This window comes from Candidatus Delongbacteria bacterium (assembly GCA_020634015.1).
Classification (GTDB): Bacteria; CAIWAD01; CAIWAD01; order CAIWAD01; family CAIWAD01; genus JACKCN01.
Window position 1 is genome coordinate 15,889 of sequence record JACKCN010000009.1, and the last position, 14,871, is coordinate 30,759.

Genomic DNA, 14,871 nt, shown 5'->3' on the forward strand with positions numbered 1-14,871 from the left:
GGGAATGCCGCTTGACTGTTTCGTGCATTCACGCGTCAAGCGCTGGACGGCTCCACGCTCGAAAGGGCGAAAATCTCTGCTTGATGCAGAACGCCGCGATTGCCAGTTTGAGCGCGCTTGTCCGTGACCCTCTCCCGTCACCCACTCGTCGATGCGAGCTTCCCGATCCATCCGGCCCGGCGTCCCGCCACCGAGCCTTTGTGTCTCAGTGCACCTGCCACTGACTCAACGAAAGGCAATCCGATGAAAGCGCTCACTCGATGGCCGTTCCTGCACTCCAGATCGATGCGACCTGTGCCTCAGGTCCGCCCGGTCAGTATCGTCCTGCTTCTGCTGTGGCTGTGTGCCGTGCCCGCATCTCAAGCCGAACCGTACTCCAGACTGGCCGGCTTCCAGTCCCGCAGCGAGATACGTTTCTTCAACAACACAATGCTGCGGGGCAGCTACCATTTCAATCAGCAGAGTGTCATCGGTAACCACTCGATCTACCGCGACCCCGCAACCTGCCACGGACCTGTGGACGATTCGACCTTCTTTCTGGAAGGGGTCCACGCGTTCCACGATTCGCTGGCCTGGCCACCCCTCTCGCAGATCGAGCAGCTCAAGCAGATGATTCCGGAAGCAGGCATTCTGGAAGGCCAGGACTCCGAGGGCCGCTCGATCACGACCGAGCTGCAGTTCGTACCCGATGGCTTTTGGCTGACCCGCCGCTGGGTCGGGGAAGACGCCCCGCCCGGAGGACAGGTACTCGATTCCCTCGTGTTCCATCCCTATCCCGAATTTCCCGTGCTCTGGGTCAACGGTGTCGCCCGAATGAAGGGCATCGTCGGCCAATCCCTGACCCTGTTGGTGAGTGACAGTCTGTTCATCATGGGTGATCTGATCGTTGCGGGGACGGACACGACATCCTGCCACGAAGAGGCCTTCGGACGGGTGCCGGTCCCTTCGACGATTCAACTGGGACTGATCGGAGAAAGGGATGTGATCATCGCCGCGACGCTGGAAAATGGGGCCTTCAATGGGCAGAGTGCCCCGTGGAACAATCCCTGCTATCTGGACAACCACCCAGTTGTGGAGCGTTGCAATCAGTGGCGCCGCGATGTGATTCTCACGGCCAGCGTCATGGCTCTGGGCAAGGCTTTCATGGCCGAGTACTGGCGTACGGCGGTGACCGTTGGAGACGATCCACCCGCTCCACCTCTGGAATGCCCTTCTGAGGACCCGCCTGCGGACTATGGGTATCCCGGGTGCATCATTGGCTCCACGGGTGCCGACCGTTGGGGCAAACTGTGGTTCTGTGGCTCACTGGCTCTTGACTGTCACGGCGTTTTCGGTCACTCATCTTCAGATCCGCCCGCTTTCATCATCGGGTTCACCGAGAGCACTCTCCGCTATGATGAAAATCTGTACGATCGGACCCCACCCTTCTGGCCCGAGCTGGAATGGATCGATGCGGACCCACCCACGATCACACTGTCGCCGGAAATGGAAGGCCTTTGCGGTGCTGTCATCGACGCCGATCTGCTCCAGCAGTTGCTGGAATCGGGCGACCTGAGTGTTGTCGTACAAGCCAATTCTCAAGCGGAAGGTGGGCGGGAAGAGTTCACACTTTCCACCTGGCTTGATGGGGTGAGAATCGCCCAGAGTGAGGATACCTTGCTGGCCGGACAGACACGGGTTCTTCATCCCGTGTGCGAGTGGCCTGCGGAAGAAATCCACGAGCTGCATTTCACGGTAGCCTGGGATTCGCAAATCTGGAATGTCGGTGGAGAGCTGTGCCACTGGACCCTGGATCTGGGAGATCCCGATCCTCTGGTGATCGAACCGTCTCCCGCCCTTCAGGCGCTCTGTGGTCAGCAGGTTGAGTGGTTCCAGTTCCATCCGCTGTTGAGCAGTGGCCAGATCTACTTGCACGCACAAGCTTCGGTCAATGCACTGGGCGGTTTCGAAGTCCTGCATTTCGAATGCTGGCGCAATGATCTGCTGAGTGACAGCCTGACCGTCGTGCTGGACGCGGGCGAGAGTGTGGACTACCGGCCGCAGATCCACCAGGACCGCGAGGACGAATTGCGCAGCCTGTACCTGAGTGCCCGCTGGGATTACCAATACTGGAACCAGAATGGAGAACTGTGTACTCTGGAGTTCGCGGATCCCGACCCACCCGTGCTGAGCTGGAGCGAAGCTGCCACGGAAGCCTGTGCGACGCCGGTGGCCTGGAGTGAGTTCCGCAGCCTGCTGGACGCCGGCCTGATCTGGCTGGATTTCCAGGCCAGTCCACAGGCGCTGGGGGGTTCCGAATGGGTGCGCGTGGAAACCTGGCTGAATGATCAGCCGGTGGACACCGTGTCCGGCATTCTGGCCGCTGGTGAAAGTGCCCGCTTCAGCCCCAATGTGTCGGCACTGCCCGACGACCTGCAGTCGATGTCCCTGCATGTCCGCTGGGACAACGAGAGCTGGAACACGGACGACAGCCAGTGCCGCTGGACCTTTGATGCAGTGTCACTGCCCGAGAGTACTCCAGTGCCTGCCACATTCACCGTGTCGATCGTCCCCAATCCGGCCAATCCGACATTCACGGTCGTCTATGAATTGCCGGTTGCGGGGGAGACTCTGCTGGAGCTCTACAATCTGCAGGGCCAGAAAGTGCGCACGCTCGCCCAGGGATTCCGGGCGACGGGCAGCCATCGTGAGACGGTGGACCCGGGACCGGGTGCCAGCGGGCTGTACCTGATCCGCATCGAGACACCCTCGGGGCAGGCCGTGCGGAAAGTGCTGGTGTTGAAGTGATTCCGTGACGAGTCGGATGGGTCGCCCATTGCATGGCGCCCATTGCATGGCGCCCCGGATTGCACCGGAACAGCTACCTGTCGTTGAGCCCGTGTATGGCATGTCGGGTCCTGCTGGAAGCTTCGACCTCCGCCTCTGATCCATCCCCTTCCGCAGGGGTGACGCCGGTGGCGGAACCAGTGAGGCGGGGCAGTCGGGCAGGGGACATCGGCCGCCGCGCTTGCTCGCCGGACCGCATCGCGGGCCAAGTTTGCGCGGCGCGGGGCCTGCTGAGCCTTCTTTTGGTCTACCTTTTCTTCGCGAAGAAAAGGTAGAGAGCGCCCCCCGCGCAGGGGAGTGCATTGCCGGCGACCGGCGACAGCATCCGTGACTCGCACACCGTCCGGCGCACAGCAGTTCCGAACGCGAATGAGTTTCGGTGTAACCGCTCGGGATCCTCATTCTGGGCGCCACATGCTGTGCGCCCCTTTCACGGGGATGACACTGATTGTGTCACTTCCGCAGCGGTGAGGCCGGTGGCGGAACCATCGAGACGGAACGGTCGAGCAGGGAATGCGGGCCGCCGCGCTTGGTCCGAAGGACCGCATCGCGGGCCAAGTTTGCGCGGCGCGGGGCCTGCGGAGCCTTCTTTTGGCCACACTTTTCTTCGCGAAGAAAAGGTAGAGAGCGCCCCCCGCGCAAGGGAGTGCATTGCCGGCGACCGGCGACAGCATCCGTGACTCGCACACCGTCCGGCGCACAGCAGTTCCGAACGCGAATGAGTTTCGGTGTAACCGCTCGGGATCCTCATTCTGGGCGCCACATGCTGTGCGCCCCTTTCACGGGGATGACACTGATTGTGTCACTTCCGCAGCGGTGAGGCCGGTGGCGGAACCATCGAGACGGAACGGTCGAGCAGGGAATGCGGGCCGCCGCGCTTGGCCCGAAGGACCGCATCGCGGGCCAAGTTTGCGCGGCGCGGGGCCTGCTGAGCCTTCTTTTGGCCACCCTTTTCTTCGCGAAGAAAAGGTAGAGAGCGCCGCCCGCGCAAGGGCATGGCCCCCGACGGCCGAATATGTAAAGGGCCTCCGTTCCATTGCATGGCGCCCCGATTTCGCGGACGGCCTCCCAACAGGACAAGAATGGCGCGACTTGATCGGGCCCGGCTGGAAGCTACGTTGCTACGTCGCAGGGGATGTCAAGCAGGCTTGCAAGTCCCGGCTTGCCCGTTATATTTGGCGCGATCCGCGCACCCCATGGCGGACTGACCCTTTAAACCGGTCCCGTGAGGCCGGAAAGGACTTCCGATGCACCACCGCGTCCTGCCGCCCGGCACTCGCGCGATCCCTGCAAGCCCCTGCGGTTTCTTTCCGGAACCACCTTTGGCCCATTCCCGGGCATCCTCAGTCATTCAATCCAATGATCCTTCGCTGGCGAACAGCTGCTCCGATGCGCGAACCAGCGCGGCGCTGTCCTGCGTTCCACCTTCTGATGGGAAAGGCACCCCATGACCTTTCGTGACAAATCCCAGCTGGCCGATCCCGGTCAGCTCTCGCGCACCATCGCCCGGTTGGCGCACGAGATCCTCGAGAACAACCGGGAGATCGGCGATCTGGTGCTGGTGGGCATGCAGACACGGGGCGTCTTTCTGGCGCGTCGCCTGCGGGACCTGATCGCCGGGCTGGACCCCGTCACTCCCGGCTACGGCGAGCTGGACGTGACCTTCTACCGCGACGACTGGCGCATGAAGCTCAAGCAGCCGGTCGTGCAGCCCACCCAGATCGATCCGGACATCACGGGCAAGACCATCATCCTGGTCGACGACGTGCTCTACACGGGGCGCACCGTGCGCGCCGCGCTGGACGCGCTGATGGACCTGGGCCGACCTGGCAGGATCCAGCTGGCGGTGCTGGTGGACCGCGGACACCGCGAGCTGCCGATCCGCGCGGACTATGTGGGACGCAACGTGCCCACCGCGGCCAACGAGGAAGTGCGCGTGCGCATGCAGGAATGCGACGGCGAGGACGCGATCTGGCTGGTGGAAAAAATCGACGGGGAGGCCTGAGCCATGGACGGAACCCTCAGCCAGCGTCATCTGCTGGGTCTGCAGCACTACACGGCGGCCGACATCGGCCTGATCCTGGACACCGCCAGCAGCTTCCGCGAAGTGCTGGAGCGACCGATCAAGAAGGTGCCCACCCTGCGCGGCATCACGGTGGTCAATCTGTTCTTCGAGAACAGCACGCGCACCCGGATCAGCTTCGAGATGGCGGAGAAGAGGCTGTCGTGCGACACGGTGAACTTCAGTTCCAGCACCAGCAGCACCCAGAAGGGCGAGACCCTGCGCGACACGGCGGCCAACATCGAGGCGATGAAGATCGACGCGGTCGTGATGCGCCACAGTTGCCCGGGCTCGCCCGGCTTTCTGGCCGACTGCCTAGACAGCATCATCATCAACGCCGGAGACGGCGCACATGAGCACCCGACCCAGGCCCTGCTGGACCTGATGTCGATCCGCAGCAAGCATCCGGGGGGCTTCAAGGATCTGCGGGTGACCCTTGCCGGCGACATCCTGCACAGCCGGGTGGCCCTGTCCAACATCTACGCGCTGCGCACCCTGGGCGCCAAGGTCCAGGTCTGCGGACCCGCGACCCTGATTCCCCGCGCGATCGGCGAACTGGGCGTGACCGTGTTCCACCGCATCGAGGAGGCCATTGAGAACAGCGACGTGCTGAACGTGCTGCGCATCCAGAAGGAACGCCACACGGCCCACCATTTCCCCAGTGTGCGCGAGTACCACGACCGCTACGGGGTGACCCTCGAGCGGCTCAAGACCCACGCTCCGAACGGGATCACGATCATGCACCCGGGACCGATCAACCGCGGTGTCGAGATTTCCAGCGAGGTGGCCGACAGCGAGTACAGCGCGATCCTGGACCAGGTGACCAACGGTGTGGCCGTGCGAATGGCCGTGCTTTACCTGCTGCTGGGAGCCGAAACCGTGAAGGGGGAGAACGCATGATGAAGGAACTCAACCTGCGCGGAAACGCCCTGCTGCTCAAGGGCGCGCGCGTGCTGGATCCCGGGGCCGGCCTGGATGGCGTGATGGACCTGCGGATCTTGGAAGGGCGCATCGCCGAGATCGGCCCCGCGCTGAAGGCCGGGACGGGAGCCGTGATCGACCTGAGCGGGGCCCTGATCACACCGGGGCTGGTGGACCTGCGCGCGCGCTTCGGTGAGCCCGGCCAGGAGGAACGCGAGACCCTGGCCACGGGGCTCAAGGCCGCCGCGGCCGGGGGCTTTGCGGAAGTCTGTGTGCTGCCCGAGACCACCCCGCCCATCGATGACGCCGCCGGCCTGGAGTTCTGGCGCACACGGGCGGCGGGTCACGCCGCCCGCCTGCTGCCGGTGGCCTGTGTCACGCGCGGCGGCAGCGGCGAGATCCTGGCCGATCTGGCCGAGCTGGTGGACGCGGGTGCCGTGGCCTTCAGCGACGGCAACCGTGGTCTGCCCGGGGCCCACGCCCTGCGCGGCAGCCTGCTCTATGCCCGTCAGTTCGGGCGGCCCATCTTCCAGCTCTCCGCCGACGAGAGCCTGCTGGGCGGAGAAGTCCACGAAGGCCGGGCCAGCCTCTTCAGTGGGCTCAAGGGCATTCCGTCCATCGCCGAGGACATTGCCGTCTACCGGGACATCCGCTGCGCCGAGTACGAGAACGCGCCCCTGCACCTGCAGCTGCTCAGCACGCGCGAGAGCGTGCAGCTGCTGCGCGAGGCGCGCGAGCGCGGCGTGCCGGTGAGCGGTGACGTGGGCGTGCATCACATGTGCTTCACCGAGGAGGACTTCCTGGCCAGCGACTATGGCCCCGGCCTGCGTCTGCAGCCACCGCTGCGCACCGAGGAGGACCGCCGCGCGCTGATCGCGGCGCTCAAGGACGGCACGTTGTCGGCGATCGTCAGTGATCATCGGCCCGCGGACTTCGACCGGATGGACCGGGAGTTCAGCTATCGCCCCTTCGGTGCCAGCAGCCTGGAAACCTGCCTCGGAGCCGCGGTGAAGGCATTGGTCGATACCGGCGAACTCAACCTGGCACGCCTGGTGGAATTGTTCAGCGATGGCCCCCGCCGTGTACTGGGACGCCCTGCCGTGCGGATTGCGGCAGGGCAGAAAGTCTGCCTTAGTCTTTTCCGAAGCCAATCCTGGACCTACAGGCGGAACGCTGGCCAGAGCCGGGGTGTCAACAGCCCCTGGGAAGGCCAGGAGTTGCCTATGAGTGGCCTGGGGGTTCTGAATGGCGATCTGGCTTGCCTTGATGAGTCGCTCGCGGAGCTGATCCGGGTCTGACCGGAGCTGAACAGACGCTTGTACAGAAACGGGCAGAAAGCCAGTCTCCCTGAGCGGACCAGCCAGCACGTCAAAGCTGATTCAGCTTGGGAAGCGGACAAACAGGCGCCACGAATTCCGGAACGATTGTTGCGTGATATGTGCGTCAGGGCACAGCTGCCCAGCTCAACGATTTTTCATCAGCCTGAACTGAACTGTCGTCAACAGTGAGCCGACCGCAATACCGGACGGTTCTCCCCTGAACCAAGGTCAAGGAGCAAGAGCATGAGAACAGTTTCCAAGGTCCTGCTGACCCTCGCGGTGGCCGGTGCTTGGCAATCCGCGATGGCCGCGGGTTTTGTCCAGACCGAGTACACGGCTGAGGAACTTCAGCTGAAGGCCGCTGGGTTGGCGGAATCCGCCTCGGATTGGCGTGCCCCGGCGAATGATGACGCGGGTCGCGAGGGCGGCCCCGATGCCAACGGTTATGGCTGGTTGCATTCCAACGATGCGGGCGGCCCCACTTTCGCCTGGGTGGACGCGACGGTCTCCGGCACCGATCTGGCGCTCGTGGCGGACGATGGTTCCAGCTCCCCGATCGCGCTGCCCTGGACTTTCACCTTCTACGGCGTGCCCTACACCAGCTTCACGGTGTGCACCAATGGGTTCTTGAACTTCGGCGCGTCCAGTACCGCCTTCTCCAACACGAACCTGCCGGCCACCGGCCAGCCCAATGCGATCGTCGCGCCCTTCTGGGACGACCTGAGCACCGGCTCCCACGGCTCGATCTGGCACTGGTATGACTCGATCAACGATCAGGTCGTCATCGAGTTCTTCGAAGTGCCCAAGCTGAGCGCCGTCACCTACAACACCTTCGAAGTGATCCTGCGCCCCGATGGCAGCATCCTGATGCAGTATCTGAGCATGCCCGGAGTGCTTACCAGCGCCACCGTGGGAATCGAGAACGCCACCGGTACCATTGGTCTGGCCGCCAATTACAACGGTACGGGTGAACTGATCGCTGACGGAGTGGCCATGCTGTTCAGCCAGGCTCCCGGCGACTGGAATCCCCCGGTCATCGTGCACACCCCGTTGGGCACCCAGAACACCACCACCCCGTCCTATCTGGTGTCCGCCACCGTCACGGACGAAGGCACACTGACCGCCATTGACATGATCTACAACGTCGGTGGCGGAGATGTCACCGTGGCCATGACCAACACGGTAGGCGACACCTGGGAAGCCAGCATTCCCCAGCAGCCCGACCTGACCGCGGTGACATACCGCGTGGTGGCCAGTGATGACTCGGGCAACGGCCCCTTCACTACCACCTCGGGTCCCTACACCTTCAATGTGGTCGGTGATGTCACCAGCTTCCCCTACGAGCAGAATTTCGATCTGTTCGCCACGGGTGCCTTCCCCTTCACTGAGAAATGGGCCAACAGCTCGGGGACTCCCGCCTGGTATGCCGGCAGCACCACGCCCTCCGGCGGTACGGGTGCCACGGCCGACCACACCGGTGGTGGCAAGTTCATCTATTGCGAAACCAGCAACGGCGGCACCGGTCAGGAGTATGTGGTGCTGAGCCCCGTCTTCGACCTGGGTGCCCTCTCCGTGCCCCAGCTCAAGTTCTGGTACCACATGGTCGGCGCCACCATGGGCACCCTGAACGTGGACGTCCAGGATGTGGACATGGGCATCTGGACCGATGGCGTCTTCAGTCTGAGCGGCCAGCAGCAGGCTTTGCAGGCCGATCCCTTCCTGCAGGCCACCGTGGACCTGACGGCCTATGCGGGCATCCGCACCCAGGTCCGTTTCCGCGGCGTGCGCGGCACAAGCTTCACCGGTGACATCTGCGTGGACGACGTGTTCCTGGGCGAAGCCCCGTCCTTTGATGTGGCCCTGGCTCTGGACAGCTTCGCCGACCCTGTCTCGATCAACGGCAGCATGGACGTGATGGCCACCGTCACCAATCTGGGTGCCACCTCCGCCGATGTGGACGTGGAGCTGGACTACGACGGTGTGGCCGGTGCCGATGACACCATCAGCATCATGGCCCTGGGTGCCGGCATGAGCCAGCAGGTGCAATTCACTTCCAACGCTCCCGGTACCGCGGGCAACTATCCGTACTCGGTCACGGCCGTCGTCACCAACGGTGTGGATGGAATCCCCGGCAACAACAGCGCCAGTGGCACCTACGATGCCGTGGACAGTGCCCTGCCGCCCCAGAACGTGTTGGCCAGTGATGACCAGCTCGACCAGATCACCGTCACCTGGACGGCTCCCGACTGGTTCGTCGTTCCCCCGGCTCCCCGTCCCCGTCCCCTGACGGTGAACGATCTGCCCTTCACGGTGCCCGCCGACATGCCCGCCGACAAGATCGCGGACCTTCTGGCCACCTATGAAGCAGCCCATCCCAATTGGCTGGAGGAGAATGCTTCGCGTTCCTTCCTGAACTACAACATCTATCGCGATGGCAACCTGGTCGGCAGCAGTGCCACCACCACCTTCGTGGATGACCTGAACAACGGCGTGGTGATCAACACGGCCTACGACTACAGCGTGACCGCCCTCTGGGACGAAGAAGAATCCAGTGTGTCCGCTGTCGACAGCGGCATGGCCGTGGGCCGTCCCACCTCCGGTGGTCCCGATGCCCTGGGCTACACCTGGGTCAACAGCAACGATCCGAGCACTCCGGCCACCTATGACTGGGTGGAAATCAGCGGCATCGGCACGAATCTGGGTATCGTCGGTGACGATGTCAGCGCAAGCCAGGCGCTGTCGTTCAGTTTCCCCTTCTACACGGCCGCCTACAACAGCGTGTCCGTCAACAGCAATGGTCTCATGGACTTTGCCACCACAAGCACGGCATACAGCAATGTCGCGGTGCCGTCGGCCAGCTTGCCCAATGCAGCGATTTTCCCACTGTGGGACGACCTCACCACCAGCACGACCGGCGCGATCTACTACTACGACGATGTCGCCAACAGCCGGGCGATCTTCGAGTGGAGTGCTGTGCCCAGCCTGAGCGGCGACGGTACGTATACATTCCAGGTCCTGCTCTATGCTGACGGCTCATTCACCGTGCAGTACCAAAGCATCGTGGGCAACAATACCGATGTCACCGTGGGTTGCGAAGATCAGACCGGCACCGTCGGTCTGCAGGTGAACTTCAACGACGCCGGTGGCGCCATCGCGGACGGTGTCGCCATTGAGTTCACACCGGGTGCGGGCGACTTCGTCGCACCGGCCATCGTGCACACGCAGACGATCTTCTCGCTTGAGACCGAATTGGCCGGTGATTACACCATCAGTGCCGACATCACCGACGATTCGGGCGTGGCCAGTGCCACACTGACCTACGACAATGGCGGCGGCGCTGTCATGGTGCCCATGACCAACACCGTGGGTGATACCTATGCTGCCGACATTCCGCATCAGGCCGCCGGTGTGACCGTGACTTACTCGATCGGCGCCGTGGATGCCGGACCCAACAGTGCCGCCGGCAGCACCGGCAACTACAGCTTCACGGTTGTTTCCACTGCCTGGGAAGTGGCCAACGTGGCCGCCACCGATGGGGGTTATGGTGCCACCACCGTGACCTGGACGGCTCCGGTCGCCCCGGGCCCCGCTACCGCCAGCACGGATCCGCTCAACAAGCCCGCCATTCTGGATTCCAAGGCCCAGGACCGGCTGAACGCCGAGCTGCGTCGCAACAACGAAGCGTCCCGTCAGTTCCTGAACTACAATATCTACCGTGATGGCAATCTGGTCGGCAACGCCGCTGCCTCGCCGTTCGTGGACGATGCCGACAACGGTGCCGTGGAAGGCGTGGTCTACACCTACACCGTGACCGCCCTGTACGACAGTGGCGAATCTCCGCAGGGTCTTGGCGATCTGGGTTCCTTCGTGGCACGTCCCACCAGCGGTGGACCGGATGCCTTCGGTTACTCCTGGGTCAACAGCGACGATGCCAACGGTCCGGCCTACACCTTCGTGGACATCTTCAACGATCCCAATGCGGTCAGTGTGTCGCTGACCGATGATGGCGTGACCGCCGCGATCCCGCTGGGCTTCACCTTCCCCTTCTACGGTGTGGACCAGAGCAGCATCTTCATCGGCGCGAATGGTGTGCTGTCATTCGGACCGGCCGTTTCGACCTTCCAGAATCAGGCCATCCCGACCGCCGATTCGTACAACAACATGATCTGCCCCTTCTGGGACGACCTGGATCCCAACTCCGGCGCGGACGGAACCATTCAGTATCTGGCTGATGGTGCCAACAACCGCTTCATCGTGCAGTACACGGATGTTCCCGAATACCCGGGTCCCCCGAACTTCACGCACACTTTCCAGGCAATTCTGAATGCCGATGGCAGCATCCTGTTCAATTACCAGACCATGACCGGCGGCAGCCTCGAGGAAGCCACGGTGGGTATCGAGAACAGCGATGGCAGCGATGCTCTGTCAGTGAACTACAATGACGCCGGCAGCAGCCTGGACGATGGCATCACCATCCGCATCGCCCTGGCCTCGCCGGCTCCCGTACCCGTGCTGAGCATCGTGCACAACGCCAACAACACGGTGACCCTGACCTGGAGTGACGAGGGCTACGCTTCCTACAGTGTGTACGCCGCCAACTCCGGGTACGGCCCCTTCACCCTGCTGGAGACCTTGGTTGGCACCTCCACCACGTATCCTTCGCCCAATGGCAAGACCTACTACTACGTGGTGGGCAACTACTGAGAGTGAGTCCTGCCTGAGGCACCCTGTGCCTCAGGCGGATTGACGGTTCGTGCATCCCCCGTCTCGCGAGAGGCGGGGGATGTTTTCGTTGGCCCGGTTGCGTGACCAGCAGAAACCGGCCCGACACCACGGATTTTTTCTTGGCCCTTCGATTGCCAACTCCGACTTTGATCTCCGTTCAAGCCGACATGCGGCACCCCTCACCGTTCCCAATTCAACCAATTCATCTTCCGGGGCCTCCGGCGCGGAAGTCATGGCCCATGCAGCGGGCCCAGAGTGGAGACTGTCCATGAGCAGAGTGCATTCGAAACTGGCCCTGGTCCTCGTGATCGCGGGTCTGGCGCAAGCGGGTCAGGACGGGATGATGGACGTCCGGATGGGCGGCAGGAAAGATGCCCCCAAGAAGGACGGCAAGGACTATGCCGAGCTGATCAAGGACGCCGACGTCGTGGCGGGGTTGTTCACGCTGTACCACGACAGGGACAAGGAGACGGTCTGGATGGAAATCCTGCCGGCCCAGCTGGATCACGACTTCATCCTCAGCATGACCCAGGAAACGGGCATCGGCGCCCGGGGAGTGCTCTCGGGCATGCCCGCGGGACACGACATCATCCGCTTTCACAAGGTGGGCGAGAGCATTCAGGTGATCCAGCGCAACCTGATGTTCCGGGCGGCCGAGGGCAGCGCGACGGCCCCGATGATCGCGCGCAATTTCAGCGATTCGCCGCTGGCCGCGCTCAAGATCGAATGCCTGCCCCATGAGGAGCGCGGAAGTTGGCTCGTGGATGCATCCGCGCTGTTCCTCAAGGATCTCAGTGGGGTGGGCCATCGTCTGGAACGTCGCCTCGACAGCCGCTACCAGATGGATGATGAGCTGTGCTGGCTGGATCATCTGCAGAGTTTTCCGGCCAACACCGAAATCGGTGCCAGCCTGGCCTTTTCCACCGACAAGCCCAAGCAGGGCTGGAGCACGCTCAACGATCCACGCTCCCTGCAGATCCGCATGCGCTACAGTCTGTCCGAAGTGCCCGAGAGCAGTTACCGCCCCCGCCTGGCTGACCCGCGCGTGGGGTACTTCCAGACCGGCTGGCGCCAGTTTGGCGATGACCGCCCCGGGGACCCGATGATCCGCCTTGCCAATCGCTGGAACCTGGAGAAGAAGGATCCGGATGCGGCAATTTCCGAACCCGTGGAACCCATCGTCTACTGGCTCGAGAACGCGATTCCCGAGGCCTATCGCGACGTGATCCGCGACGGGGCGCTCAGCTGGAACAAGGCCTTCGAGCAGGCCGGCTTCCGCAATGCGCTGGTGGTGAAGCAGATGCCCGACTCGGCGGAATGGGATCCGGCCGACATCCGCTACAACACCATTCGCTGGATCAGCTCCAGCGAGCCCAGTTTTGGCGCCATGGGACCCAGCCAGGTCAACCCGTACACCGGGGAGATTCTCAATGCCGACATCCTGATCGAAGCCGACATGGTCCGCCGGGCGGGCTGGGGCTGGCGCTCGGGTGTCGATCCGCGCGGAGGCATGCTGCCTGACCCAAGTCTGCCGCCCATGGAGGAGGGCCTGCTGCCCGAAGCCAGTGGCACACAGCAGCGCCTGCCGGGCAGCCTGTCACACGCCTCCTGCCAGCACGCCCTGCTGGGCGCCCAGGCCTCCGACTGGGTCAGTCTGAGCCTGTTGTCCGAGGGAGCGATGGAGCCCGGGGGCGAGATCCCCTGGGAGTATGTGAGCCAGTACCTGTACTCGATGACGGCCCACGAAGTGGGGCATACCCTGGGCCTGCGTCACAATTTCCGCGGCAGCCGACTGCTGCCCTTCGACGCTCTGCACGACAAGGCGGCCACCGCCGATGGTCTGGTCAATTCGGTGATGGAGTACGACCCACCCAATGTGGCGCTGAGTTCGGCCGGACAGGGTGACTACTTCACCAGCACCCTGGGGCCCTACGACCTCTGGGCCATCCGCTGGGGTTACACTCCCACGGGCGCCACGGATCTGGAATCCGACCGGGCCGGCATGGAAGCCATCGCCAGCGAGTCCACTGATCCGAGTCTGATCTACGGAACCGACGAGGATGCCTACGATGTTTACGGCTGGGGCAGTGCGGTCGATCCGCAGTGCCGGATCTTCGACCTTTCCAGCAATGAACTGGCCTGGACGCGTCATCAGCTGGCCCTGGCGGGCAAGTTGATGGCGGCCGATCCTGCGCGCCTGCTGGCCCCCGACGATGATTATCTGGTGTATCGCAGCGCATTCCAGCGCAGTTTCGGGCTCTACTGGAACTCGGCCCAGGGCCTGGTGCGCTACGCGGGTGCCATGCGCACCCGGCGCGAACCGGCATCCAAGGGTCTGGCACCCCTGGATCCGTACACGGGGCAGGAGCAGCGCGAGGCCCTGCAATTGCTGGTGAGTGCACTGCTGGATCCAAGTCCCTGGCAGATTCCCGCGCGTCGGTTGAATCAGCTGGGGCAGGGCTACCGCTGGAGTTTCGATGGCAGCACGGAGGTGGAGCGTGTGGACATGCCCCTGCACGATCTGCTGGCGATCAACCGTGAGCGCATTCTTCAGGATCTGTTCGCGCCCAGGCGTCTCGACCGTGTCAGCGAGTTGTCCGCCCGGCCGGGCGCCGAGGATGCCCTCGGCCTGGATGAACTGTTCGCGATGTTCTCGGACCCGATCTGGGCCGAAACGGCCCGGGATCTTGACGGCCGCGCGCTCCAGAATGCCCATGCCAGCGTGATGATTGACCTGCTGACCAATGAGAAACTGGCTGCGGGCCGTGATGCCCGTCTGCTGGCACGGGCCGAGCTGGAACGGATCGCTCGCAGTGTGGGCCAGTGGCAGGCACAGCGCGGTTCCGACCGCCTGACCCAGGCGCACCTCTCGGATCTTGCGGCCCGCGTGGATGCGGCACTGAAGCTGGAACGTGACCGTCTTTAGTTCTGGTGCAAAGACACGAACCGAATGCAGCGCGGGGGCCGATTGGCCCCCGCGTCATGTTCAGGGATGCTCAGGCCTGGCACACCGAACGG

6 protein-coding genes are annotated in these 14,871 nt (G+C 63.5%); all 6 read left to right on the top strand.

Features of this window, described 5'->3' with window-relative positions; genetic code table 11:
- The first annotated feature begins 348 nt into the window (after positions 1-348).
- The 6 genes from H6678_14580 to H6678_14605 all read left to right on the top strand — a co-directional run bounded on the left by H6678_14580 (position 349) and on the right by H6678_14605 (position 14,779).
- The gene (locus H6678_14580) at positions 349-2,787 is read left to right on the top strand and encodes a T9SS type A sorting domain-containing protein (protein ID MCB9475023.1); all 2,439 of its coding nucleotides are present in this window, start codon (positions 349-351) and stop codon (positions 2,785-2,787) included.
- Positions 2,788-4,273: 1,486 nt separating this feature from the next.
- A complete protein-coding gene (gene pyrR / locus H6678_14585; GenBank protein ID MCB9475024.1) occupies positions 4,274-4,831 on the top strand; it encodes a bifunctional pyr operon transcriptional regulator/uracil phosphoribosyltransferase PyrR in 558 nt (185 codons plus the stop codon).
- 3 nt (positions 4,832-4,834) lie between these two features.
- Positions 4,835-5,788: an aspartate carbamoyltransferase catalytic subunit gene (locus tag H6678_14590; protein ID MCB9475025.1), complete on the top strand. Its 954-nt coding sequence runs from the start codon at positions 4,835-4,837 to the stop codon at positions 5,786-5,788.
- Entirely contained in the window at positions 5,785-7,107 is a 1,323-nt protein-coding gene (locus H6678_14595) for a dihydroorotase (protein MCB9475026.1), read from the top strand. Before H6678_14590 ends, H6678_14595 begins: the two co-directional genes overlap by 4 nt.
- Before the next feature lie 264 nt (positions 7,108-7,371).
- On the top strand, positions 7,372-11,832 hold the full coding sequence (locus tag H6678_14600) for a hypothetical protein (protein ID MCB9475027.1): 4,461 nt from the start codon (positions 7,372-7,374) through the stop codon (positions 11,830-11,832).
- 289 nt (positions 11,833-12,121) lie between these two features.
- The gene (locus H6678_14605; protein ID MCB9475028.1) at positions 12,122-14,779 is read left to right on the top strand and encodes a zinc-dependent metalloprotease; all 2,658 of its coding nucleotides are present in this window, start codon (positions 12,122-12,124) and stop codon (positions 14,777-14,779) included.
- Positions 14,780-14,871 lie beyond the last annotated feature (92 nt).

Bases quoted from the DNA above. Each gene is read 5' to 3' on its own strand.
- H6678_14605 (MCB9475028.1), top strand. From the start codon at position 12,122: ATGAGCAGAGTGCATTCGAAACTGGCCCTGGTCCTCGTGATCGCGGGT.
- H6678_14600 (MCB9475027.1), top strand. From the start codon at position 7,372: ATGAGAACAGTTTCCAAGGTCCTGCTGACCCTCGCGGTGGCCGGTGCT.
- pyrR (MCB9475024.1), top strand. From the start codon at position 4,274: ATGACCTTTCGTGACAAATCCCAGCTGGCCGATCCCGGTCAGCTCTCG.
- H6678_14590 (MCB9475025.1), top strand. From the start codon at position 4,835: ATGGACGGAACCCTCAGCCAGCGTCATCTGCTGGGTCTGCAGCACTAC.
- H6678_14595 (MCB9475026.1), top strand. From the start codon at position 5,785: ATGATGAAGGAACTCAACCTGCGCGGAAACGCCCTGCTGCTCAAGGGC.